General features: G+C 61.0%; 18 protein-coding genes. 9 read left to right on the top strand and 9 right to left on the bottom strand.

Annotated features, from left to right (window positions below; genetic code table 11):
* Nucleotides 1-45: 45 nt before the first annotated feature.
* Nucleotides 46-1,326, bottom strand: a complete 1,281-nt coding sequence (locus FIU90_RS15635; RefSeq protein ID WP_370515186.1) for an RcnB family protein — start codon at nucleotides 1,324-1,326, stop codon at nucleotides 46-48.
* Nucleotides 1,327-1,504: 178 nt separating this feature from the next.
* Here FIU90_RS15635 and FIU90_RS07090 point away from each other — a divergent pair, with 178 nt between their 5' ends.
* Together FIU90_RS07090 and FIU90_RS07095 are read left to right on the top strand one after the other, a co-directional pair.
* Complete coding sequence (locus FIU90_RS07090; RefSeq protein WP_152434149.1) at nucleotides 1,505-2,086, top strand: pyridoxamine 5'-phosphate oxidase family protein; 582 nt, start codon at nucleotides 1,505-1,507, stop codon at nucleotides 2,084-2,086.
* Nucleotides 2,087-2,185: 99 nt separating this feature from the next.
* The gene (locus FIU90_RS07095; protein WP_172970203.1) at nucleotides 2,186-3,013 is read left to right on the top strand and encodes a substrate-binding domain-containing protein; all 828 of its coding nucleotides are present in this window, start codon (nucleotides 2,186-2,188) and stop codon (nucleotides 3,011-3,013) included.
* 222 nt (nucleotides 3,014-3,235) lie between these two features.
* Here FIU90_RS07095 and FIU90_RS07100 read toward each other — a convergent pair whose 3' ends face one another.
* The 4 genes from FIU90_RS07100 to ettA all read right to left on the bottom strand — a co-directional run bounded on the left by FIU90_RS07100 (nucleotide 3,236) and on the right by ettA (nucleotide 7,720).
* A complete protein-coding gene (locus FIU90_RS07100; protein ID WP_152434151.1) occupies nucleotides 3,236-4,654 on the bottom strand; it encodes a serine hydrolase in 1,419 nt (472 codons plus the stop codon).
* 119 nt (nucleotides 4,655-4,773) lie between these two features.
* Nucleotides 4,774-5,040 carry an acylphosphatase gene (locus tag FIU90_RS07105; protein WP_152434152.1) on the bottom strand — a complete coding sequence of 89 codons (267 nt, stop codon included), beginning with the start codon at nucleotides 5,038-5,040 and terminating at the stop codon, nucleotides 4,774-4,776.
* Nucleotides 5,037-5,963 carry a M20/M25/M40 family metallo-hydrolase gene (locus FIU90_RS07110; RefSeq protein WP_172970204.1) on the bottom strand — a complete coding sequence of 309 codons (927 nt, stop codon included), beginning with the start codon at nucleotides 5,961-5,963 and terminating at the stop codon, nucleotides 5,037-5,039. The genes FIU90_RS07105 and FIU90_RS07110 overlap by 4 nt, the downstream gene beginning before the upstream one ends.
* 83 nt (nucleotides 5,964-6,046) lie before the next feature.
* Entirely contained in the window at nucleotides 6,047-7,720 is a 1,674-nt protein-coding gene (gene ettA, locus FIU90_RS07115; RefSeq protein ID WP_152434154.1) for an energy-dependent translational throttle protein EttA, read from the bottom strand.
* A gap of 237 nt (nucleotides 7,721-7,957) precedes the next feature.
* Here ettA and FIU90_RS07120 point away from each other — a divergent pair, with 237 nt between their 5' ends.
* The 6 genes from FIU90_RS07120 (at nucleotide 7,958) to FIU90_RS07145 (ending at nucleotide 15,155) form a co-directional block, all read left to right on the top strand.
* Nucleotides 7,958-9,142 carry a diguanylate cyclase gene (locus FIU90_RS07120; protein ID WP_234029665.1) on the top strand — a complete coding sequence of 395 codons (1,185 nt, stop codon included), beginning with the start codon at nucleotides 7,958-7,960 and terminating at the stop codon, nucleotides 9,140-9,142.
* Between the two features lie 57 nt (nucleotides 9,143-9,199).
* Entirely contained in the window at nucleotides 9,200-10,399 is a 1,200-nt protein-coding gene (locus tag FIU90_RS07125) for a diguanylate cyclase (protein WP_152434156.1), read from the top strand.
* 58 nt (nucleotides 10,400-10,457) lie between these two features.
* The gene (locus tag FIU90_RS07130; RefSeq protein ID WP_152434157.1) at nucleotides 10,458-11,903 is read left to right on the top strand and encodes a M20/M25/M40 family metallo-hydrolase; all 1,446 of its coding nucleotides are present in this window, start codon (nucleotides 10,458-10,460) and stop codon (nucleotides 11,901-11,903) included.
* Between the two features lie 16 nt (nucleotides 11,904-11,919).
* Nucleotides 11,920-12,441 (top strand): DUF421 domain-containing protein, encoded by a 522-nt coding sequence (locus tag FIU90_RS07135; protein WP_152434158.1) that lies wholly within the window; start codon nucleotides 11,920-11,922, stop codon nucleotides 12,439-12,441.
* A gap of 216 nt (nucleotides 12,442-12,657) precedes the next feature.
* The gene (locus FIU90_RS07140) at nucleotides 12,658-14,031 is read left to right on the top strand and encodes a glycosyltransferase (protein ID WP_234029666.1); all 1,374 of its coding nucleotides are present in this window, start codon (nucleotides 12,658-12,660) and stop codon (nucleotides 14,029-14,031) included.
* Nucleotides 14,028-15,155, top strand: coding sequence for a flippase-like domain-containing protein (locus tag FIU90_RS07145; protein ID WP_172970205.1), 1,128 nt, complete (start codon nucleotides 14,028-14,030; stop codon nucleotides 15,153-15,155). The genes FIU90_RS07140 and FIU90_RS07145 overlap by 4 nt, the downstream gene beginning before the upstream one ends.
* 3 nt (nucleotides 15,156-15,158) lie before the next feature.
* Here the strand turns inward: FIU90_RS07145 and FIU90_RS07150 are convergent, their stop codons facing one another.
* The 4 genes from FIU90_RS07150 to FIU90_RS07165 all read right to left on the bottom strand — a co-directional run bounded on the left by FIU90_RS07150 (nucleotide 15,159) and on the right by FIU90_RS07165 (nucleotide 20,103).
* On the bottom strand, nucleotides 15,159-16,334 hold the full coding sequence (locus FIU90_RS07150) for a DUF1501 domain-containing protein (protein ID WP_152434160.1): 1,176 nt from the start codon (nucleotides 16,332-16,334) through the stop codon (nucleotides 15,159-15,161).
* Nucleotides 16,335-16,338: 4 nt separating this feature from the next.
* Entirely contained in the window at nucleotides 16,339-17,748 is a 1,410-nt protein-coding gene (locus FIU90_RS07155) for a DUF1800 family protein (protein WP_152434161.1), read from the bottom strand.
* Nucleotides 17,749-17,903: 155 nt separating this feature from the next.
* Complete coding sequence (locus FIU90_RS07160) at nucleotides 17,904-19,406, bottom strand: tryptophan halogenase family protein (RefSeq protein ID WP_152434162.1); 1,503 nt, start codon at nucleotides 19,404-19,406, stop codon at nucleotides 17,904-17,906.
* Nucleotides 19,407-19,410: 4 nt separating this feature from the next.
* Nucleotides 19,411-20,103: a DUF6445 family protein gene (locus tag FIU90_RS07165; protein WP_255478581.1), complete on the bottom strand. Its 693-nt coding sequence runs from the start codon at nucleotides 20,101-20,103 to the stop codon at nucleotides 19,411-19,413.
* A 395-nt stretch (nucleotides 20,104-20,498) separates the two neighbouring features.
* Here FIU90_RS07165 and FIU90_RS07170 point away from each other — a divergent pair, with 395 nt between their 5' ends.
* Nucleotides 20,499-23,306 (top strand): TonB-dependent receptor, encoded by a 2,808-nt coding sequence (locus FIU90_RS07170; RefSeq protein ID WP_152434163.1) that lies wholly within the window; start codon nucleotides 20,499-20,501, stop codon nucleotides 23,304-23,306.
* Nucleotides 23,307-23,338 lie beyond the last annotated feature (32 nt).

Genomic DNA, 23,338 nt, shown 5'->3' on the forward strand with positions numbered 1-23,338 from the left:
GGATGCACTCCGGCGGGGGCTTTGATTGTTGGCCTGACCGCGGTCTTACCAGAAGAAGTCGTAGATCACGTCGACAACTTCGCCGGTGTAGATATCGACCAGCATGACGTCGTCGTAATAGCGGACCCAACGATAGGGACCATAGACGGCCGGCAGTCGATAGCGCCACGGATCGTTGATCCAGTACCTCGAACTGAAGAACAGGTTGTCGAGGTAGAAGCCGATCCGCAGGCGGCTGTAATGATGCGACCGGTAGGGCGCATAGTAACGGCCAAGGCGGAAGATGTTCCGGTGGGCATAGCGATGGCGATGCCAGTTATACCGGTGGTTGTTACGCCATTTGCGGTTCCACCGGCGGAAATCCCGGCGTCCGTCGCGATAGCCACGGCCATAGGCATAGCGGCGATCACCGCGCCAGCCCCGGTCGCTGCGATAGTAACCGCGCTGGTCACGATAGCGGCGACCGTCCCGATACCGGTCACGGCGCTGGTCGCGGCGAAAATCCCGGCGGCGTTCAGCCCGCCGTTCGGCGCGACGTTCGGCACGAACACCATCGCGGAAGCCATCCCGGCGGGCGCGATCGGCCCTGCGGTCGGCGCGACGCTCTGCCCGGCGGTCGATGCCATATGCGCGATCGCGGCGTCCATCGACGTACCGACCGTTGCGGATCCGGTCGGCCCGGCGTTCGCCCCGCCGTTCAATGCGGTTAGCGTTGCGATCTCCGCGCCGCTCGATGCGGTTCGCACGGCGTTCGCTGCGCCTGTCAACACGGTTGGCTACACCGTCACGACCGCGACGATCCAAGCGCTCGGCACGACGATCTCCGCGCCGTTCGACGCGGTCTGCCCGACGCTCGCTACGGCGATCGACACGATCTGCACGCCGCTCGCTGCGACGTTCTACGCGCCGTGCCCGCTCGCCGCGGCCCTGCCACATATCGCGGTCGCGGAAGCGCTGATCATTGCGACGGACTTCGCGGCGCGCTTCCTGGCGGCGTTCACGTTGCTGGCGTACCTGCTGTCGCTGGCCGCGATTCTGGCGAGCCTCCTGTCGACGCTCGCGTTGCTGACGGGCCTGCTGGCGCTGCCCTCGGTTCTGTCTCGCGCGGTCCTGTTGGCGAGCGCGCTGGCGGTTTGCGCGGCGTTCGCCACGTCGCTCTGCACGTCGGTCTTGTCGACCTTCGGGTTGAGCGGCATCGCTCGCACCTTCGGCAGCGGTTTCAGCCGTGGCGGTTGCGGCCTGCGCTTCTTCGGGAGGTGCAACCAGCGCCAGCGCGAATGCGAGGGCGGACAGCGCACTTCCCTTAAGCAAAAGGGAAAGATTCATGAGTGCCTCCTGTGTCGCCGCCCCACCACTCACGGCATGATTGAACTCGTTGATATGGTGTTTCCTAGAGACGAGTCGCTGTCGCAACCCTTAACCGGTCGTTTATACTCCTGTTAATGTTGATCGGCAAAATTCTGAACAGCTTGACCGATCCTCCCAAAGCGCCAATGCGCTGAGCATGTTCGACGATCTCGATGAAGTTCGCACTGATCTTTCCAATCGCCTGATCCGTGCGGCAAACGACCGCAAGGCGCCGATGCACACCCCGGCGGTTGTGACCAGCGATGTCGATGCGCGCGTCATGGTGCTGCGCGCATTCGACCAGAAGACTTGGACCCTGCGCTTTCATACCGATACCCGCGCGCCCAAGGTTGGGTCGATCGAGGACGACCCGCGGATGGCTGTGCTGTTCTACGACAAGGGTGCCAAAATCCAGATCAGGGCGAAAGGGCGCGGGCAGATACTGCGCGATACCGAGGTGACGAAGTCTGCATGGGACAACGGGAGCAACTTCGCGCGGCGTTGCTATCTCGGCGCGGGGCCGGGCACGGAATCGGACGCACCGACTTCGGGCCTTCCAGCACAATTCGAAGGCATCGAGCCGAGCGATGAGGACCTCAATCCAGCCTGGGACAATTTCGCAGTGCTGCTGGTTTCGCTGGAGGAACTGGACTGGCTTTACCTTGCACATACCGGCCATGTGCGGGCGCAGTTCAGACGCCGGGGTGACGAGTGGCAGGGGCGCTGGGTTTCGCCATAACTCCGCAAATCGCGGCGCGTGTTGATCAATTGTTCAGCAGTTTTTTGGTAGCGCTACCAAAGACGCCGGTACAAGGTGGCAACCGGGGAGGTTCGCATAGTGGTAAATGGAGGGGAATTGCTGCTGCTCTTCGACAATGTGGGGGCAGAGTATGTCTCGCGCATATCGGATGGAGCGAAGGCGGCGAGCGCTGCGAGCGGCTTTAAAACCCGCTCTACCAATCTTTACGGTCGCGACGAGGACGTATCGGATTACCTGACAGATGACGCGATTGCCGGGGTTATCGTTACACCCCCGATTTCTGACGACCGACCAGTACTTGGAAAGATAGAAGCGCTCGGCCTGCCAGTGGTGCGGATTGCGCCAATGCTCGATCTGGAGCGCGGCAACATCGTGACGATGGATGAATACGATGCAGCGCGCGCGATCGCAGAGCATCTGCTCAAACACGGCCATCGCAGGATCGGCTTCATCAAGGGGCCGCGTCGCCATCTCGTCAGCATTCGGCGATTCAACGGCTTCGCCAATGCGTTGGGCGGGCATGGTCTCAAGGTCGATCACGACCTGATCGTCGAGGGAGACTTTTCCCGCGCCTCTGGCCGCGAAGTCGCCGATGCTCTCCTGCGCGCAAAGCCGAGTGCAGTTTTTGCGAGCAATGACGAGATGGCAATCGGGTTTATGGAGGCGGCGCGAGAGCGCGGGGTCGACATTCCGGGCGATATCTCGCTGGTCGGGTTCGACGGCAATTCTGCGGCATCGAGGTGCAATCCTGCGCTCACGACGATCCGCCAGCCCCTTCGCGAAATGGGCGAGACGGCTGTGCGCATCCTCGCCGAGAGCCTCTCACGTCCAGGTTCGAGGCGCGCAAGCGTGGAAGTGCCCTACGACATGCTCGAAGGCGCATCCGTTCGTGAGTTTGCGGCCTGACGCGCTTCGCCTGGAAGTTGACGAAGTTGACACCCTGTCAAGCGGGGTTTTCGACGATAAGCATCTAAAAATTCGAGGAAAAGAGCATGTTGGACACGCTTGACACTTCTCCAACATGCTTCGGCATCATGGTGCGTGCCTGCGGTGCGCGAAAACGGGGAAGAACGGTGTGAAAGAGCCGCGCCGACCCTAGCGGTGTGAGCGCGAGTAGGAAACGAGGGGCTAGCCTGGGCTTCGATCTCCAGAATACGCGAGCACCAATCGAAGCACTGCCCATGCCGGGGCAAGGACTGCGGCGGCGATCATGCACCACGCGAAGTCGGGCTGGTAGAGCTGGAGCGTTGTGATCGAACCTCCAAACATGCGCGGCAGCATGCTGATCAGGAACCATGCGAGGCCAATCATGGCCACCGCCGGAAACCAGAGACTGAGCTTGCCCGGCGTGCTCTCCCGCTTGGCGCGCAAGGCTGACCGGCCCCTCCACGAAACAAAAGCGAGGAGCAGGAACAGCGGCGGCAGGAGCGCGATCGACAGATAAGCGATCCTCGGCCCCCAGCGCCATCCGTCATCATCGTGGGCCTGACCCATGGCTCGCGCGCCGACACCGCCGATTAGGTACCATGTGTCGGCAAAGCCCAGTCCGCCATTCGCGTTGACCATCACCACCACCCCTTTCCCTTCGGAGGGGCTGAAGGAGGCGAGCGTTTCTCCTCCGGGGACGAGGCCGGTGTGATAGACGGTCCCGCGCTCCGGATCGATCGACCAGCCCAGCCCGTAATGGGGCGAGGACGGACCGGACGGCGCTATCATGCCCGCCTTTGCCTCTGCTGAGAGGATGTCGTCCTCGCCGCTCAGCCACATGGCGAGATAGCGGCCCATGTCGCGGGCGCTCGACGCGATCCCTCCGGCCGGCGCATTGATCGCGAACCCTTCGCCGCCAGCAAAGGCGCGGACACCGCCAAACCACGGGCGATGGCCGGTCGCCATGGCGGAAGGAGCGGGGCCGACAACCACCTCGCTATCGATCATTCCGAGAGGCGCGAAGATCCGCGTCTCGATATAGTCGGCGTATCTCGCGCCGCTCGCCTCCTCGATCACCGCGCCAAGGATCTGGTAGTTCGCATTGGAATACTCCCACACCGCGCCCGGCGCGTGTGTGGGCGTGACCTGCGCGAGCTCTCCGGCATATTCGATCAGGCCAAGCCGCGAAGCGTCCGTGTTGCCGTGCTGGCTGTTGCCCTGAACGGTCGAATATCCGCTGGTGTGGTTGAGCAGCTGGCGCAGGGTCACTCCGCCCGCGGGACCGCCGGCAAATGCGGGCAGGTGCTGCGAAACGGGGTCGTCGAGGCCAAGCACTCCGGCCTCGACCAGCTGCATGATCGCGAGCGCCGTGAAGCTCTTGGTGACCGAGCCGATCGGGAAGAGCGTGTCGGCGGTTACGCTCTTTCCGCTTCCTTTGCGCCGTTCGCCAAACCCTCTTGCCGTGACCGTGCCGTCCTTGACCCGCGCATAGGCGATGCCCGGCGCCGCGCTTGTCGGAAGCTCAGCCTTGATGAAGGCGTCGATCTCGGAGCTTGCCGTGCTCGCGGAAAAGCTTGAGGCAACGAGAGCCAGTGCGGCGGTCAGCCATCCCCATTTCATAACAGCTCCCACCCATTGCCTTCGCGCATCCTAGCGGCCTGTGGCGGCGAACGGAACACCCGCACGGAGCGCGGCGAGGTGCTCCACGGGTTTTCGTTAGATTAGAAGTGTAGGGGGCACTAGCGCCGCTCGAAGGTGCGCAGGCCCTGCGGCTCGACCTCGCGCGCGTCGATCCGCGTGGGCGCAGCGCGGGGAGGGCCGTCATGCATCGCCGCAATCATGCGCTCGATAGCCCCGCGCTCGCCTTCCAGATGCGCCTCGACCGTGCCATCGGGAAGGTTGCGCACCCATCCGGCAAGGCCGAGGGAGCGGGCGGTTGCGACCGTCCAGTCGCGGTAGAACACGCCCTGGACGTGTCCGTGGATTATGAGGTGGGTGGCGATCAAGGTTTCTCTATAAACCTATCCGTAATGGTTGCCTCCAAGCCTTCCACCACAAGCGCCAAGCGGGCGTAATCGAGAGTTTCTGGAGTGTCGGAAATGCGGTGGTAATTTGGATTACGAAAAACCGCTGTATCTGTGACCATGAAAGCAGGAATTCCCAATCGCGAGTAAGCCCAGTGATCTGACCAGTCGATGCCTTGGATGATTGAGGGCGCGGTACCTCCAACCGAGGGAATGCGCGCGTTCTTTCGGAATTGCCCAATTGTCTCGCGCAGAAAATCGCGCGACGATGTGTCGCCTACGAAAGCGATGAAATTGCCGGTCGAAGGATAGCGCACCGAAAGCGGAAATGGGTAGTTTTGGCTTCCCGGCTTATTGGAAAAGTATCCCATCGTCTCCAGTGAGATCATTCCCGCAACCCGGTCGGGTTCGAGAAGGGACATTGCATGGACGTGACTGCCCATTGCTCCAGTCTGGAAGTATGGGGGTTCTTCGTTGGCATAGAACACCAGCTGCACTTCAGTAGGCCCGCTACCCCGTTTCTTGAGCCTGCGGGCGATTTCTAACAGTGCCGCGACACCGCTCGCATTGTCGTCGGCACCGGGGGAAACCTGCACTGTGTCGTAGTGGGCGCCGATAATCAGGATTGGACTATTCGGGGCCGCTGAAGGGATTGTCACTATTAGGTTTTCCGCAGGCGCGAGCACTTCCTGTCGCTCAACCGCGTAGCCCATCTCCTCGAGTGCCCCGCTTAGGTAAGCAAGGCTAGAAATGATCGACGAGGAATGATCGAGGTTGCGCGGTTGTTCGGACAGGTTGCGCACATCGGCTTCAAGGCGCGCTGGCATTCCTACGTCATCGGGCGCGGTAATCGCCCCTTCGTAAGATTGCCCAGGCGTTGAGGTCGCCCAGAAAAACCCGGCCATTAGAAGTAGCAGAAGGCCCATGCAGGCAAAGGCGAGCGTGCGCCAGAAGAGGTTGGCACGCCGCTCGCTTACCTTGGCGAAATTCACCGCGTCAGCTTCTTGTAAGCCAATCTTGTAGGCCGATCAGCTGCATCGCCGAGCCTGCGCCGCTTGTCCTCTTCGTAGGCCTCGAAGTTCCCTTCGAACCACTCGACGTGTGAGTTGCCCTCGAAGGCTAGGATATGCGTCGCCAGCCGGTCGAGGAAGAAGCGGTCGTGCGAGATCACCACGGCGCAGCCGGCAAAGTTTTCGATCGCGTCTTCCAGTGCGGCGAGCGTTTCGACGTCGAGGTCGTTGGTCGGCTCGTCGAGCAGCAGGACGTTGCCGCCCTCTTTCAGCATCTTGGCAAGGTGGACGCGGTTGCGTTCGCCGCCCGAAAGCTTGCCGACATTCTTCTGCTGGTCGGCACCCTTGAAGTTGAACGCGCCGACATAGGCGCGAGTCGACATGTCGTGGCCGTTGACCTGCATGTAATCGAGCCCGTCGGAGATTTCCTCCCAGACGTTGTTCTTGGGATTGAGGTCGTCGCGCGACTGGTCGACATAGCCGAGGCGCACGGTCTCGCCGATCTCGATCGTGCCGCTATCGGGCTTCTCCTGTCCGGTGATGATCCGGAACAGGGTCGATTTACCAGCGCCGTTGGGGCCGATCACGCCGACGATCCCGCCCGGCGGCAGCTTGAACGAGAGGTTTTCGAACAACAGCTTGTCGCCATAGGCTTTCGAGATGTTGTTCGCCTCGATCACCTTGCCGCCGAGACGCTCGGGCACCTGGATGACGATCTGCGCCTTGCCGGGCTTGCGGTTTTCCTGCGCTTCCTGGAGCTGTTCGAACTTGCGGATACGCGCCTTCGACTTGGTCTGACGTGCGGACGGGGTCTGCCGGATCCATTCGAGCTCGCGGGAGAGCGCCTTCTGGCGGCCCGATTCCTCGCGGCTTTCCTGTTCGAGGCGCTTCGCTTTCTTCTCGAGGTAAGTCGAGTAGTTGCCTTCATACGGATAGTAGGAGCCGCGATCGAGTTCGAGGATCCACTCCACCACATTGTCGAGGAAGTAGCGATCGTGGGTGATCATCAGCACCGCGCCCGCATATTCCTTGAGGTGGTTTTCGAGCCATTCGACCGACTCGGCATCGAGGTGGTTGGTTGGTTCGTCGAGCAGCAGGATCGAGGGTTTCTGGATCAGCAGCCGGGTCAGCGCGACGCGGCGTTTCTCGCCGCCCGAAAGGTTTTCGACGCTCGCATCGGAAGGCGGGCAGCGCAGCGCCTCCATCGCGATTTCGAGCTGGTTGTCGAGCGTCCAGCCATCGACCGCGTCGATCTTGGTCTGGAGCTCGGCCATTTCCTCGCCCAGCTTTTCGTAATCGGCATCGGGTTCGGCCATTTGCGCGGCGACCGCATTGTAGCGTTCGACGAGGTCGGCGGTTTCGCGCGCGCCGTCTTTGACGTTTTCGAGCACGGTCTTGGTCGGATCGAGCTCCGGCTCCTGCGGCAGATAGCCCACCGTTATGTTTTCGCCCGGCCACGCCTCGCCTGAAAAATCGGTGTCGATCCCGGCCATGATCTTCATCAGGGTCGATTTGCCGGCACCATTCGGGCCCACGATGCCGATCTTGGCGCCCTGGTAGAACTGCAGGTTGATGTTCGAGAGCACCGGCTTCTGGGCACCGGGGAAGCTCTTGGTCATGCCTTTCATGACATAGGCGTATTGCGCGGCCATCGGGGTCGTCCTTGTCGATCAGAATCTTTTGAGAATAGCTTGGGCGTGCAGATAGTGCGCATCGCGGCGCGGGGCAAGGCGCGCCTGGGAACGGGTTGGCGTTCTGCGAAAAGCCGTTTCAAATCTGCGAACTGCGCGAATTGCTAAAGGGTGCTTTAACCTTATCGCCCTAGTCCGGGTGAAACGGAGAACCCCGGGTCGATGCAAACGCAAATATTGGGACTTATCACGCCTTTAGTGGCTATCGTGATCGCGATCACCTTCGCGATCATGTGGCGTCTGGGCGGCATGCGCCGGCACGTCCTGGGCTATGCGATATCCTATGCCGCGTTCGGCACCGGCTTCCTCATCACCCACCTTTTGCCGGCAAGCTCGCCCTTCCTCTTTCACGCGACGCAGTTTTTCTACAGCATCGGCGCGATCGTACTGCTTGCCTCGGTGTGCGAGCGGGTAGGGCAGAGGCTGCATATCAAGAGCCAGATCGCCGTTTATCTCGTTTCGGCCACCGTGCTTGCTCTCGTGGTGTCGGTTTCAGACGAAGCCGATCCGAGGTTGCTGATCGTCAATATCGGCTATGGCGTGATGTTCGTGATGGGCGTGGCGACGCTGCTCAATGCGCGGCGACGCGACTGGATCGACCTTGCGATGATCACCGTGTTGACGATCCAGGCGGTCGATTTCCTCGTCCGCCCGACGCTCACGCTGATGTTCGAACGCTCGATCGACGTCGCGGCCTATCGCGACTCGATCTACTACTCGCTTATCGGGCTGGTCCTTGCGGTGAAGTCAATCTCGACCGCGATGGTGCTGATCGGAGCGACGCTGGCGGAGTGGGTGACTTCGCTGAGAGAACGCGGCGACCGCGACGACCTCACCGGTTTGCGCAATCGCGGCGCGTTCGAACATTCGATCCGCCAGCTGTTGCCGCGCGCGCAAGTGGAGATGGTTCCCGTAAGCCTCGTCGTCGCCGATATCGATCACTTCAAGCAGGTCAACGACATCTGGGGTCATCAGGCGGGCGATGCGGCGATTACGGCGTTTGCGAAACTTCTGGAGACCCGCGTGCGCGGCTGCGATATTTCAGGCCGGATCGGTGGCGAAGAATTCTGCGTTGCGATCTGGAACTGCGACAATGCCGCGGCAGAGCAGCTTGCCGAGCGCATCCGCGCAGCTTTCGGAAAGCTCGTGCACGAACAGCTCGGCGCCGACATCAGGCTGACCGCGTCCTTTGGCGTGGCGACGGCACGGAAGGGTGAGACCTACTCCCGGTTGTTCGCGCGAGCCGACGCAGCGCTGTTCCGAGCCAAGAACAACGGGCGGAACAGGGTCGAAAATTCCGATACCGAGCCGGACCCGGATTTTGCGGCTGGCCCTGCCGCACCGGCGACAACCGCTGCTCCAATTCGCACAGCCATCGGTTAGCGCGACCTTAACCTCGACCACCGTAGGTTCTACCCAACAAGAACCAAGGGGTCGCACGTGTCGGATCAGGTGCTCGGGCTGATAACTCCCGGGATGTCGTTCATTTTTGCCATTGCCGGCTTGGTACTCTGGCTGAGAAACCGGGATGCCGTGCACCTGCTTGGCTTTGCTGTTGCGCCAACGCTCATCGGGTTGAGCTTTACCGTCAATCACTACGCCTCTGCACCCAACGCGGTCGAAATTCGCATCCTCGTCGGTTTTCTCAGCATGTCAGCGGTGATCACGATGGCCTGGGCTGCCTGCAATCGAATGGGTCAACGCGCGCCTCTTGCGATCTGGATAGCGGGTGCGCTTGCGACGGCCTGTGTGCTGCTTGTTTCCGATCCGGCAAGAGACGTTTCGGTCTGGCTCTTCGCGTTAAACGGGTTCTGTGGGATCGTGTTCGTTATGGCCGCGCAGATCATGGCCCGCAGCGGCTCTTGCGAATTCGCGGATCGCGCGCTTGTGTTCGTCATCTCGCTGATCGCTATCCAGTTCTTCATCCGGCCTATCGGGGTGGTGCTCTACACCGGGCCGATGAATTCGGTCGAGTACCGGGAGTCGGTCGGACATGCCGTCCTGATGGCGAGCTCCGCCATTTTGATGCTGATCCTCGTGGCAACGATTATCGTCGCGCTGGTCACCGATCAGCTTCGCACAATCCATGATGACGCGAACAGCGATCCGCTAACCGGGCTTCCGGGGAGAAGGGCGTTCGAGGAGAAGGTCGGCCAGGCATTGTCCGAAGGTGAAGACGATTGCGTCCCCACCTGTCTCATCGTGGCGGATATCGATCACTTCAAGCAGGTGAACGACCTCTGGGGCCATCAGGCGGGAGATCGCGCGATAGGAAGCTTCGGCAAGCTGATTAGCCGCACAATTCGGCAATCGGATATCGCAGGCCGTATCGGAGGCGAGGAATTCTCCCTCCTTGTCTCGAACTGCACGCAATCGCAGGCTGCGCGGCTGGCGGAGCGACTGCGGAAGTCTTTCGCTGCGCTCCAGCACGAAGGCATCAACGCCGATATCCGGCTGACCGCCAGTTTCGGTGTGACCGCCATTCACGGCGGCGAAGGCTATGCACGGGCTTTCTCCCGCGCCGACCGCGCCCTTTACGAAGCGAAGGAAGCAGGGCGCGACCGGGTCGTGGTGGCGGAAAGTGGCCGGAAATCCGGTGCGGGCGCTGCGGAGCAACAGGCAAGGGCGAACGCTGCCTGAGCGCCCTTTGCACCGCTGCCTGTTTACACTTCCGCCGGGCTCCCATAGCTAGCGCGGCATGAAGAATATCGCACTCGCGCTCGCCGCTTTCTTGCTCGCCGCTTCGTTGGAGGCCCGCGAATTCCCGCAGCCAATGACTCTCGAACAGGCTGCTGATCTCGCACATGACGAAGACACAATCGCTTGGGATTTCGTCGAAGGGATCACCACCGAGGTCGGGCCGCGACAAGCGGGAACCGAGGCCGAGAAGCGAGCGCGCGAATGGGCGGTCGCATGGCTTGAGCGGCAGGGCTTTGAAAACGTCGCGGTCGAGCCTTTCGAGATGGAAACCTGGGTTCCCGGCAATATCCATCGCGCGCAGGTGACAGGCCCGTTTCCTCAGCACCTTGTCCTGCAACCTCTCGGTAACAGCGCTGCGACGCCGGAGGGTGGGATCGAATCGGAAGTCGTGTTCTTCCCGTCGCTCGCCGATCTCGCGGAAGCGCCAGATGGTAGCCTTACGGGCAAGATTGCTTTCGTCAGTCACGAGATGCGCCCGTCGATGGACGGGTCGCATTACGGCTATTTCGGCGGAGCGCGCTTCGTGGGGCCCGGTCTCGCTGCGAGCAAAGGTGCGAGCGCCATCGTGATCAAGTCCATCGGCACGGACTACCACCGCAACCCGCATACCGGCGTCATCCGTTTTCCTGAAGGAGTGGAGCCGATCCCCGCTGCCGCGCTGAGCGTGCCCGATGCCGAGCAGCTGGAGCGCATCTTCGAGCGCGCCGACGGCGAACCAGTCACCTTGCGGCTGGAACTCAACCCGCGCCGCCTTGGCACGACGATGAGCGGCAACGTAGTCGCCGAGATCGTCGGTCGAAATCCGAACCTGCCGCCCGTACTCATTGCCTGCCACATCGACAGCTGGTGGAATGCGCCGGGCGCGTTCGACGATGGCGCGGGCTGCGGAATCATCGCGGCGGCAGCCAAGAATGTCGAAGCGACGGGCAAGCCGCTGCGCACGATCCGCCTGCTGCTTGCCGGGGCGGAGGAGACAGGACTTTGGGGCAGCCGTGCCTACAGCGCGGCGCACCTCGACGAGCCGATCGCTGTCGGCATCGAGAGTGATTTCGGCGCCGATAGAATCTGGCGATTCGAAAGCAATTTCCGAGAGGGCAATCCCGATCTGCACGCCAAGCTTGCACGTGCCATTGCGCGCTTTGGCGTCGCGGATTCCTCGATCGTCGCAACCGGCGGAGCCGACCTTAACATCGCGCGCGATCAAGAGGCCGCGATCATCGATCTGCAGCAGGACGGCACGCGCTATTTCGACCTGCACCACACGCCCGACGACACACTCGACAAGATCGATCCTGCCCAATTGCGTCAGAACGTCGCGGTGTGGACCACGGTGGTCGGTATCCTCGCCAACGAGCCGCGCTCGATCAAGACCGGCGGCGTGATCCCGAGCGCGCCCGCGATCATGGAGGAATCGGGAGCTTTTCCTTCGTCCGGCCGTTCTTGACGAAAGGGGAACGGCCATGTTTCACTCTCAGACCGAAATCGACCTTGTGATCCGCAGCCTCCTGCTGGGGACGATCGCTCTCATCTGGGTAACGGTCCTGATCCGTATCAACGGCCTCAGGTCGCTTTCCAAGATGACCAATTTCGATTTTATCATGACCGTCGCGCTCGGCAGCTTGCTCGCGGGCGCGGCTCAGGCGGACAAATGGGCGATCTTCCTGCAGGCCATCATCGCCATGGTCGGTCTGTTTATCGCCCAGTGGCTCTCAGCGAGGCTTCGCAAGGCGTCGGACACGTGGGAGGATATCGCGCAGAACGAACCTCTCATGCTCATGCGCAACGGCGAAATTCTCCATGATGCCCTGAAAAAGTCGCGCGTCGCCGAAAGCGATCTGATCGCCAAACTGCGCGAGGCGAACGTGCTCGATTTCAGCGAGGTTCGTGCGGTCGTGCTTGAGACTACCGGAGACGTCTCTGTACTTCATGGTGACAAGCTCGACGAACGGCTCATCGAAAACGTGCGCCAGAACGGCGATTGAGCACGGGCGTATTCAGGCGCCAGCTTGCTTTTACCTTCCATTTCCGACTATCGGCGCCCGGCAACAAGACAACGCCGGGTCGCATCGCCCGGGGTTTATTCCCGGGAATCCACGCCTATCTAGGCGCGCGATTGACCCAAAAGGGCCGGATTTGTACGCTTCAGGCGCCGGGCCGCTCGTGTGTTTGACGACAACAGAAAGACAGATGGCCAACATATGACGCGGAACCGTCAACCCATCGATGGGGCAGAGGGGCAGATCGACGAGGGCATTGGTGCCTTCGGCGCGCAACCGCCGCTGCTAGATGAGGTATCAGCGGGCGCAGGCGCGGCATCGGGCGGTCTTACCAAGCTGCCCGAAAACCAGCTCATTTGCGACATCACGCAAAGCTGGTCGGCGAGCGGCGGGGGCGGCATTTCGACCTACCTCAAGGAAAAGCGCCGCTATTTCCTTGAAAATACCGACCACCGCCTGCTGCAGATAGTGCCCGGACCGGAGGACAAGATCACGGTCGAAGGGCGCACGATTTTTGCCGAGGTCGGTGCGCCGCAGGTATGGGGCAGCCCGAACTATCGCTGGATCAATCGCAATGACGCCGTATTCGAACTCCTGCGCGAATACATGCCGAACATTATCGAAAGCCAGTGTCCGTGGGTGCTTCCCTGGCTGGTGATACGTCATCGCTGGAAGTATCCCGACACCGCGCTCGTGGCCGGCTACCGGACCGATTTTCCCAACGCGCAGATCTATCGCGTGATGAAGGATCTATCGGGTCATTACCCCGCGACCTTCTTCAAGAATGTCGGCTATTTCTATGCCTGGATGACCTATAACCGCTTCGACCGGGTCTATGCGCTGAACCGCGAGGCGGAGCGAATGATCAACAAGGTCGGTCAGCGAAACACGGGCGTGCTTGGTCTCGGGGTCAATGTCGACCAGTTCTGCCCGAGCCACCGCGATCCCGATTATCGCCGCAAGGTCGGCTTGCCCGAAGGCAAAGGGCCGCTGCTGATCTATGCCGGGCGTCTCGACAACGAAAAACGCGCCTACACACTCGTCGACATGTTCAAGAACCTGCCGCCCGAGCTTGACGCGGCAATGGTGCTGCTGGGTGAAGGCAAGCTGCGCGAAAGCCTGATCGAGCAGTCTCAGGGCCTGCCGATCGCCTTTCCCGGCTACATCACCAACCGCCAGCAACTCGCGACTGCGCTTGCCTCTTGCGACATTTACGTAAGCGGGATGGCCGACGAAACCTTCGGTATCTCGGTACTTGAAGCGCAGGCTTCGGGCCTTCCGGTCGTCGGAGTCGCAAGCGGCGCGATGCCCGAGCGTGTGCCGGAAGGAACCGGCGCGCTGGGCCCCGTCGACGATTACGTCGCAATGGCCCAGAACGTGGTCAAGGTCTGGCGCGGCGACTATGCCGGGATGCGCGAACGCTCGATCGCGCTTGCGAATTCGCACAATCGATGGGAGCAAACCTTCGACCAACTCCTCAACGTGGAATATGTCGAGGCGCTCAAGGCGCGCGATGCCCGCCGCGAAGGTGCGATTGCCGAGCCATTGAAACGCGCGCTGAGCTTCGCCTCGTGACCCGGCCAAATTCGCCCGAACAGGAAACGACAACCACCGGCAATCCGGGGGTCGACCACTGGCAGAACCTGCCGCGGCGCACGCTTACGATTGCGCTTTCCATCCTGCCGATCGTCGCGCTCGGCAACGTCGCGGTGCTGGTCTATTCGCTGGGCGGGATCGACATCAGTGAAAAGGTGAAGGCGCCCGGCTTGCTTGTGCTGGCCGGGCTGCTTGTCTTCGTGCCGATGATCGCAAATTCCATCAGGCTGTGGATCTGGGCAAGGTTTCTTGGGCTGGACCTCGGGTTCCGAAACTCCCTTAAGGTCATAACCGGCACCATGGTGACCAATTCGGTCACGCCATCGGCGACCGGGGGCATGCCGATCAAGCTGCTTTTCCTGATGGGAGAAGGCGTGGATTCTCGCAGATCGGTCACTCTCATCTCTTTTCAGGCGGCGGAGGACACTTTCCTGCTGGTCGGTTTCCTTCTACTGAGCCTTGGCATTACCGGCTTCGCCTTTTTCGAGTTCTTCAGCTCCGATCCCGAATTGCTTGCCCGGCTCGACGGGACGCTGCGCACGGTCGCAATGGCCGTTCTGTGGGTGCTCTTCGCCATCGCGGCGATCGTGCTAGTGATCGCTGGCGGATTGATGGGCCAGCGCGTCCGGGAGTGGGCAGGGCGCTTCACTCGCCGGGTAAAGGGCTGGATCGTTCAGATACTTAATGACTGGCTCGACGTGTTCCGCCGGGGAAAGGGCATCGCGCTCGTCAATCTCGGGTTCTCCGCGCTCCAATGGGTCGTGCGTTTCTCTATCGCGGGCCTTGTTCTTGCGGCTTTCGGCGTCGAGTGGCAGCCCGTGCTTTTCTGGCTGCTCCAGTATCTCGTCCAGACCATCAGCTCGATCGTGCCCACACCGGGCGGCGCGGGCGGGGCGGAAGCCGCCTTCCTGCTGCTTTTCGCGCCCTTCGTGGCAATGGGCGTGCTGGTGCCCGCGATGAGCACGTGGAGGCTGTTGCACTTCTACCTGCCATTGGTGGGCGCTGCGCTGACCTTTTTCCTGTTGCACAGGCGCGACCGTGCGCGAGCCAGAGCGGAAGAACGCGCGGCCGTCGAAGAGGCAATTCCTCAGCCTGCGGAGTAGGAACTAGCCGCGTACGATACCAGTAAGCGGCGCGTCGGAATGGTCTGGAAAGAGACGCTTCATCGCCAGGTTCGGTTCGATTCCGACATGTTCGGCCGCTGCGCCCGCAAACAGGCACTGCAAAGCGATCGTCGGGCGAAGATCGCGACCTTCATACAGATCACTGTCCGAAAGCCCGGGCCAGTCGGCAATCACCCGACCGCCTTTGACATCTCCTCCCAAGACGATCGCCGCGCTTGCTGTACCGTGGTCGGTTCCGTTCGTACCGTTTATGCGCACGGTCCTTCCAAATTCGGTGGCGACGATGACCATGGTGTTTGCCCACGCCGAACCCATGCCTTCGCGATAGGCACCCAGCAGCGCATCGAGATTGACGGCCTGTCGGCGGAATACTCCACTCTGGTTGATGTGGGTGTCCCAACGGTCGATCTCGACCATGCCGATCCGCGCGCCCTGGTCGCCTTTCATCAAGCGCGCAGCGAGCCTTCCCGCAGAGGCGCCATCCCTGAGACTTCTCGTCGCACGATCGCCTCCCGCCATCGCTCGCGTCCGGAGCGCCTGCGTCCATAGAGCGCTCAGTTGCGGATCGCTCTGGTACATGGCCGCAACCCGCGCCTTGAGATCATCGCTCGCGCCCGGCAACGCGGAGGGAGCGTAATTGGATGCGGGCGCATCGCCGCGCAGGGCCAGCGGTATGGTTGGAGCGATCGCCAATGCCCTCGGGGCTTGGCCCATTTGCTCTGCCATCAAGCCGACCAGGCGGTTCAGCCAGCCATCTTTCAGATCATAGGGTCTTGCCCCGCCAGTCTCGAGCATGTTTTGCCCGTCGAAATGGGACCGCTCGCGGTAGGAAGTCGCCGCTGCATGGACGAACAGCGCCTCGCCTTGCGCGTAGGCATTGCCAGTCTGTTCGAGCGAGGGGTGGATTGCGAAGAAACCATCGGCTTTTCTGGCTCCTTCGTAATCGCGCAGAGTTGGCTCGCGAAAGCGTGCGAAACCGGGATCCCCCACAGGTGCCAGCATCGCCAATCCATCAGCCGCGCCTCGCAGGATGACAAACATGAGATTTCGCGAACCCGTTCCCCGAGCGAAAGCCATACGCGGCATCGCGAGACTGCTCGCACCCAGCGCGAGCGTTCCAGCCAGCAATGCGCGACGATCTAGTTGGTCGATGCTCATCAGGTTATCTCCGCAACATTTCGGGCGAGACCAGAAGCAGAGCTAGCGCCTGCCTATCGCTCTCGGCGCGGCGGAGGGACAGGCGGGTGTGTTCGCTAAGAGCGTCCGGGAAAGCGGTTGCGGCGCGGGCTAAAACGCCGTCGCTGTTCACTCCGCGCGCAATCCTTTCAGCGAGTTCGACCCGGCGCACCAGCGCATCGGGGCCTGCCCAGCTGCCCTCCGTGTCATCATAGCCGGCAGGCGATGCGGGACGCCATGACGACTGACCCAGCTGGCGCAGCATGCTGAACTTCTGGCGCTCGTTAAGTTTGCGGTCGCCCGTAAATCGCAAAACGGATACAAACCATTCAAAGGGCTGACGGAACTTCACTGGCCTATCCACCCAGCATTCTGGCGAGTCTATGAGAGTTCGCGTCAGGCTCTCGAGGTTGCCTCCTGTCCGCATGAAATCCGCCTCGAGGCGAGCGACGATCGAGGCAGGCGGGTCGTCTCCGGCAAAGTGCCGCGCTAACTTCGTCGCGACGAATTTCGCCGTCGATGGGTGCGTTGCGAGATCGTCGAGGATTGCGAGGGCCTGCTGCGGTCCCTTCTGCGAATATCTACGGCCCATGATCTGGCGTGTCCCGGGCTCGTGAGCCGCTTCGGCGAATGCGGCGCCTCCTGGCTGCAACCGCGAAAACCGGTCTAGCCGAGGGAGTCCGTGAATGGTCCAGCCTGTAAGCGCGCGAGCGAATTCCGTCACATCGGCCTGGGAATAACCGCCATCGACGCCGAGCGTGTGCAATTCGAAGATCTCGCGCGCTAGATTTTCGTTCATGCCTCGTCGCCCGATGCGCTTACGCAATGGCGAATTCGGTCCGATCGACTGGTACTGGTCGAGATAGATCAGCATTGCCGGATGCAACGCCGCTTCCTTCAGCATGTCCGAGAAACGCCCCAAGACATTTGGACGGATAACGCCGAATTCGAGATTGCCGATCTGGTGGCGCGTTTGCGCTTTTGCGGACGATGCGGTGAAATGGTTCGACCAGAAATGCACCAGCCTCTCGACCATCGGCGCATTGCTGCTCACCGCCATATCCAAACGGTAGCCGCCGTCGCGGATCATTGTCTTGGTCGCGGTCTGAAACGCCGCTCGGACTTCGGGGGGAAACTCCAGTAGCGCGCTTGGTTCGCGCGGACGCCCTTCTTCGGCCATGCGTTTGGCCATGACTTGGTCTTTCTGCGCCGCTTGCTGAAGCTTCATATAGAGGCCGGCTTCGGCCGATGTATCCTTGCGAGCGGAGATGACTGCCGGCTTCGGATCGAACGTGTCGAGCTGGCGCAGCAGATAGCGCCGCGGGTCGGAAGGGGCGCGGTTACCATGTTTCAGACCATAGCCGAAACGGGAAAGGGCGATATGGGCAGCACTCATTGCAATGGCTCGTCTGCTCCCGCACTAAGCACAGGCAAGATGAACCTGCACCCAATCGCGCGTACATGTCATGTAACTGCGTGTCGCGACTGGTCGCAGATTATCACTTAAACGTCGCGGACCGCCCAATCCTTCGTGGGCAGGTCGAGTTCTTGTCAGGTCGAGGCGCAGTGCTGCCCGATAAACTGCTCATGGGTCGGTAGAGGGGCGACCGATTTTTCGATCAGGGTGCGGACATTGCCGAGAAACTCGGTCAGCTGCGCCTCGGTCATGCCGTCAGCCATCGGATCGTGGCTTTGCGGGGTGATGCCCTGACCGAGCATGACCTGAACCCAACTGGCCTCTCGAAACAGGTCATCGACATCGCGGCCCACGCGGCCCGAGGAAGCGAACAGCTCCTGCTTGTGCGTCACGCTGTCGGGCACATCCATGTTGCGGCAATAGTCCCAGAAATCGGAGTCATCCCGCTCGGTCTGCTTGTAGTGCAGGATAAGGAAATCTCGGATCTGCTCGAACTCGGCTGCGCAGCGCAGGTTGTACTCGTCGCGCTCAGCCGAGCTGTCGCCGCCGCGCGGGAAGAGCTGGATCAGCCGGTTCACGTGGGCCTGGATGAGGTGGATGCTGGTCGATTCCAGCGGTTCGAGGAAACCGCTTGAGAGTCCGATGGCCGCGCAATTGTTCGACCAGAACCGCTCGCGCCTGCCGGTGGTGAAGCGGATCGGGCGGGGATCGGCCATCGCCTTGGTATCGAGCCCGGCGAGCAAGACCTCTCCCGCCTCGTCGTCGGAGATGAAGTCGCTGCAATAGACATGGCCGTTGCCGGTGCGGTGTTGTAGCGGGATGCGCCATTGCCAGCCCGCCTTTTTCGCGGTCGCGCGAGTATAGGGGACAAGCGTTTCAAGCCGCTCGCTGGGAACCGCCTGCGCGCTGTTGCATGGAAGCCATTTGGACCAGTCCTTATATCCGATGCCAAGCTCGTCGCCCAGCAGGAGCGCGCGAAAACCGGTGCAGTCGATGAAGAAGTCGCCGCTAACCTCGCGCTCTCCTTCGAGAGTGATTGATTTGATATCGCCGCTTTCGCCGTCGCGCTGGACCGAGGTGACGATGCCTTCGGTGCGGGTCACGCCGCGCTGTTCGGCATAGGCGCGCAGGTAACGGGCATAGAGTCCTGCGTCGAAATGGTATGCGTAGGCGAGGCCCGTCATTGCGGTGTTGCCCACGCGGTCGAGCTTGGCGAACTTCGCTTGGTCCGCAGCATGGCGATGGAGCGAATAATGCCACAGGTCATGGCTGTGTCCGCTCGCCGCGGCACGCTTCCAGTATTGGTGGAAAGGCACGCCGGCGAGATTGAGGCCAGCATCGCCAAAAGTGTGAAGGTAGCTCGATCCCAGCCTGCCCCAGTCGACGAACTCAATCCCGAGCTTGAACGTGCCGTGAGTGTGTTTGAGGAAATCGTATTCGTCGAGGCCGAGGATGCCATTGAGGCGAATGATTTGCGGGATGGTCGCCTCACCGACCCCGACCGTGCCGATGGCATCGGATTCGACTAGCTCGATCTTCAAAGTCCTGCCAAGGAGACGGGAAAAGGCAGCGGCGGTGATCCACCCGGCCGTGCCTCCGCCGACGATCACCAGCTTCTCGATTGCACTCTCGCTCATGGGGTCACAATGGGCGGAAAAAGGCGTTGATCGTCAAGCGGCCTTTGCGCGGATCGGGGGAAAGCTGTGCCTCGTTGTCGATGATACCTGAATGAAGAATGTTCCCGCGATAGAACACCGCCTGATTGAATGCGCCGCTGGCAGCGTGGATGCGTTCGAAATGCGGCCCTCCATCGGTCACGTAGCGGGCAGGGGGGAGCCCGGCCTCGCGGACTTCCGCCTGCAACGCGTGCGCATATCGCGGATAGGTGGCGTCGGTCAGCGCTGAAAAGCCGGTGGAGAGGTGGCGAAAGAACGCGGTGCCTCCGTGATCCGTTTCGTCCAGATACAACATCATCGCGAGTTGATCGGGATCGGTCCCGTCGACATGCGGGAAGCACTGGACCGGAATGAGGTCTTCGGGAGCGGTCGTGACGATCGAATACCAGGCCTGGATCGCCCATTCGTTAGGCGCCGGTCCGAAGGCGCTATCGAGCAACGGTGAGAGCGCGTTGACCCATTCTGCGGCAACGTCGTTTTCCAGCGGGGCGCGGATGCCGGGATACTGCGGCGTGATCTTTGCAAATTTTTGCAAAGAGGCTCGATCAACGGCGCTTTCCGGATCCTCCAGAAAGTCGCCGACTTCCAGAAAGGTATGATTTTCCGATGAAAAAGCGGATTGTCGCGCGCTGCTGATCGAATTTGGCCGGATTTTCATCGGAGAAACAGCTCTCAACTCTCGTTCAACTCACCATTCGAACGCTATCAAATACCGAGCTGAAAGCCAATTGATCTACCTTAAATAATTGAAAAGTAGATATTAAAATGTGGGGCCTGTCCGCGCTCGCAACTGTCCAAACCGCCCGAGTCCAACCCATTCCCGCATGCGCAACCGGCAAAAGTGTGACCTGTGCGCCACAACCTGGTGATAGTTCGAGCGATAACGGTGAAAAATGATGGAGCGTGAGAGTTAAGATACTGTTTAGGCAACGGAAATTGAGCTTTGTGGCGAAATACGCAAGGGTCCCGATTGGCGATTTACCTGCCATGAATTCTCCGCTATGAAAAAAACTGCAAACACGTACAAATCGTGATGCGTGGGGAGGTATTTGAATGGGACTTAAGCGTTTTTCCGCCAGCACTCGTCTGCTCTGTGGGGCGGCCACCGGCCTGGCAATGGTTGCATCGGCTACTCCTGCCTTTGCTCAAGACACATCGTCGGACGAAGTCGCAACGTCTGATGACGAAAACGTCATCGTTGTGCGCGGCATCCGCAGCTCGATCGAGACATCTCTCGAGGCCAAGCGGGAATCGTCCGCAATCGTCGAAGTTATCTCGGCCGAGGATATCGGCCAGCTGCCCGATCTTTCGATCGCTGACTCGCTCGCGCGCCTTCCGGGCGTGACCGCACAGCGTGTTCGCGGGCGTTCGCAACAGATCTCGATCCGCGGCCTCGGCCCCGACTTCTCGCTCGCGCTGCTCAATGGCCGCGAGGTTGTGTCGGCGGGTAACAATCGCGGCATCGAATTCGACCAGTTCCCCTCCGAACTGATCGGCCAGGGCATTGTTTACAAGACCGCCGATGCGCGTCTCGCCGCAACCGGCATCGCCGGCGCGGTGGACCTTCGGACGGTCAAGCCGCTCGATTTCAACGAGCGCACGGTCAACCTCTCGGCCCGCTACGTGCTCAACGATCAGGGCAGCCTGAACCCGGACTTCCCCGACGATGGCTACCGCTTCTTCGCGTCCTATATCGATCAGAATGCCGACGGCACGCTTGGCTGGGCTCTTGGAGCGACCGTGCAGTCGAACCCGACCCAGTTTATCAGCCGCGAATTGAAGACCAACCGGTTCCAGGTCGCGCGCACTGCTGACGGCCTGATCTATCCGGCGGACAACCCCCGCCAGGGTGTGGTGAGCCGCGAGTTCGAGCGTGTCTCGGTTGCAGGTACGCTGCAGTTCGAGCCGAACGACCGCGTCGCCATCACTCTCGATGGTCTCTACAGCGATACGCAGGACTCGGGCATCTTCCGTGGTACGGAAACCCCGATCGCATCTTGGTCGAACGGTGGGCAGGTTGTCGCCAGCGGCATCACCGGTTCGCCGCCGTTCGCAGATCAGGCAACTTACGAGAACGTGGTTCCGATCCTTCGTACCGATACCGAGGGCAACGAGTCCGAGATATGGGCGGCCGGTATCAACATCGATTTCGCCGTCACCGACAATCTCAGCTTCGTCGTCGATTACGGCTACTCGACCCTCGAGCGTAACGACATCGACTACGAAAGCTATGCCGGTACCGGTGCGGCGGAGAATGGCAACCAGGCCAACGACGCCGCGGTTGAAGACACATTCGCCTTCACCTTCCCGGACAATGGCGAATACACGATTGCGACGGGTCTCGATTACACGGATCCCGCAAACGTGCTGCTCACCGACCCGGGTGGCTGGGGCCAGGTTGGCTTCATCAAGCAGCCGATCATCGAAGACGAGCTTCACCAGCTTCGTGCCGAAGCCGAGTGGGAATTCGACGGCGGCTTCCTGGACAGCATCCAGGTCGGCTGGCTTTACACGGATCGCCAGAAGAACTTCGACTCGAACGAGAGCTTCCTGCGTCCGTCGGCTGCATTCGTGGACGGTTCGTTCATGCTCCCGGCGAGCGTGATCGTCGGCAGCACCGATACCAAGGATCTCGGCAACGACATCCTCGCATACGATCCGTCGAGCTTCCTGACCGATGGCACTTACGATGTCGAAAAGGCGACGTTCGACACGGAATGGGTGGTCGATGAGAAGGTCCACAACTTCTACATCCAGGCCAATATCGACACGCTGCTCGGCGACGTTCCGCTGCGCGGCAATGTCGGCCTGAAATATGTCGACACCGAGCAGACCTCGACCGGCACCGTTGCTGGCGGGATCAACACGATCGAAGAGAGCTATGACGACTGGCTTCCGAGCCTGAACCTCAGCTTCGAAGTGGCCGACGGCACCTTCTTCAAGCTTGCGGCGGCGAAGACGATCACGCGTCCGCGCCTCGATCAGCTCGCTGCAAACCAGAACGTCAACTTCAATCCGCTGGCTTGCGAAGACTCCGACAACGACCAGATCCCGGATACGGTGATCGGCTTCAATCCGCCGACGCTGGTCTGTTTCAATCTCGGCGGCGGTAACCCGCTTCTGCAGCCCTACGAAGCTACTTCGTTCGATCTGTCGTTCGAGAAATACATCTCGGCTGGTTCGGCGCTCGTCATCGCAGCCTTCTACAAGGATCTGTCGAACTGGGTGATCGACTTCAACCAGTCCGTCGATCTCGAACAGCAGATCAGACTTGCTGGCTTTGGTGACATTCTTACCACGGCCCCTGAACTGGCAACCGGCTCGTTCAGCGGTCCGGTGAACTTCGGCGAAGGCTCGATCTTCGGCGTCGAAGGCACGTTCCGTCTCGACTTTGCCGATCTAACGACGGCTCTGGACGGGTTTGGCGGCAGCTTCAGCTACACGCTTGCAGAAGCCGAAGTGCAGGATGAAACCGGCGACTTCCTGTCGATTCCGGGCTATTCGGAAGAGGTGTGGTCGGCTGACCTGTTCTACGACCGCGACGGTCTCCAGGCCAAGATCAGTGCCCGCTATCGCAGCGGCTTCCTGTCGGAGGTCCAGAACTTCGACGGCAGCCTGAGCGGTGCCGATGCGCTGAGCGAAACCATCGTCGACGCGCAGATCGGCTACACCTTCCAGGAGGGCTCCGGAGTTCTCGAAGGCCTCGGCTTCCAGGTCGAAGTCTTCAACCTGACCGACGAGCCGTTCGTGACGCAGAACGACCTGTTCGATCCAAGCAACACGAACGTCATCGGGACCTTCCCGAGCCGTCACGAGATTTACGGTCGTACCTTCAACTTCACCGTGAAAAAGTCGTTCTAAACGACAGCTTGGGTCGCAAGACTCTCCAAGAG

This window comes from Erythrobacter sp. THAF29 (assembly GCF_009363635.1).
GTDB lineage: Bacteria > Pseudomonadota > Alphaproteobacteria > Sphingomonadales > Sphingomonadaceae > Erythrobacter.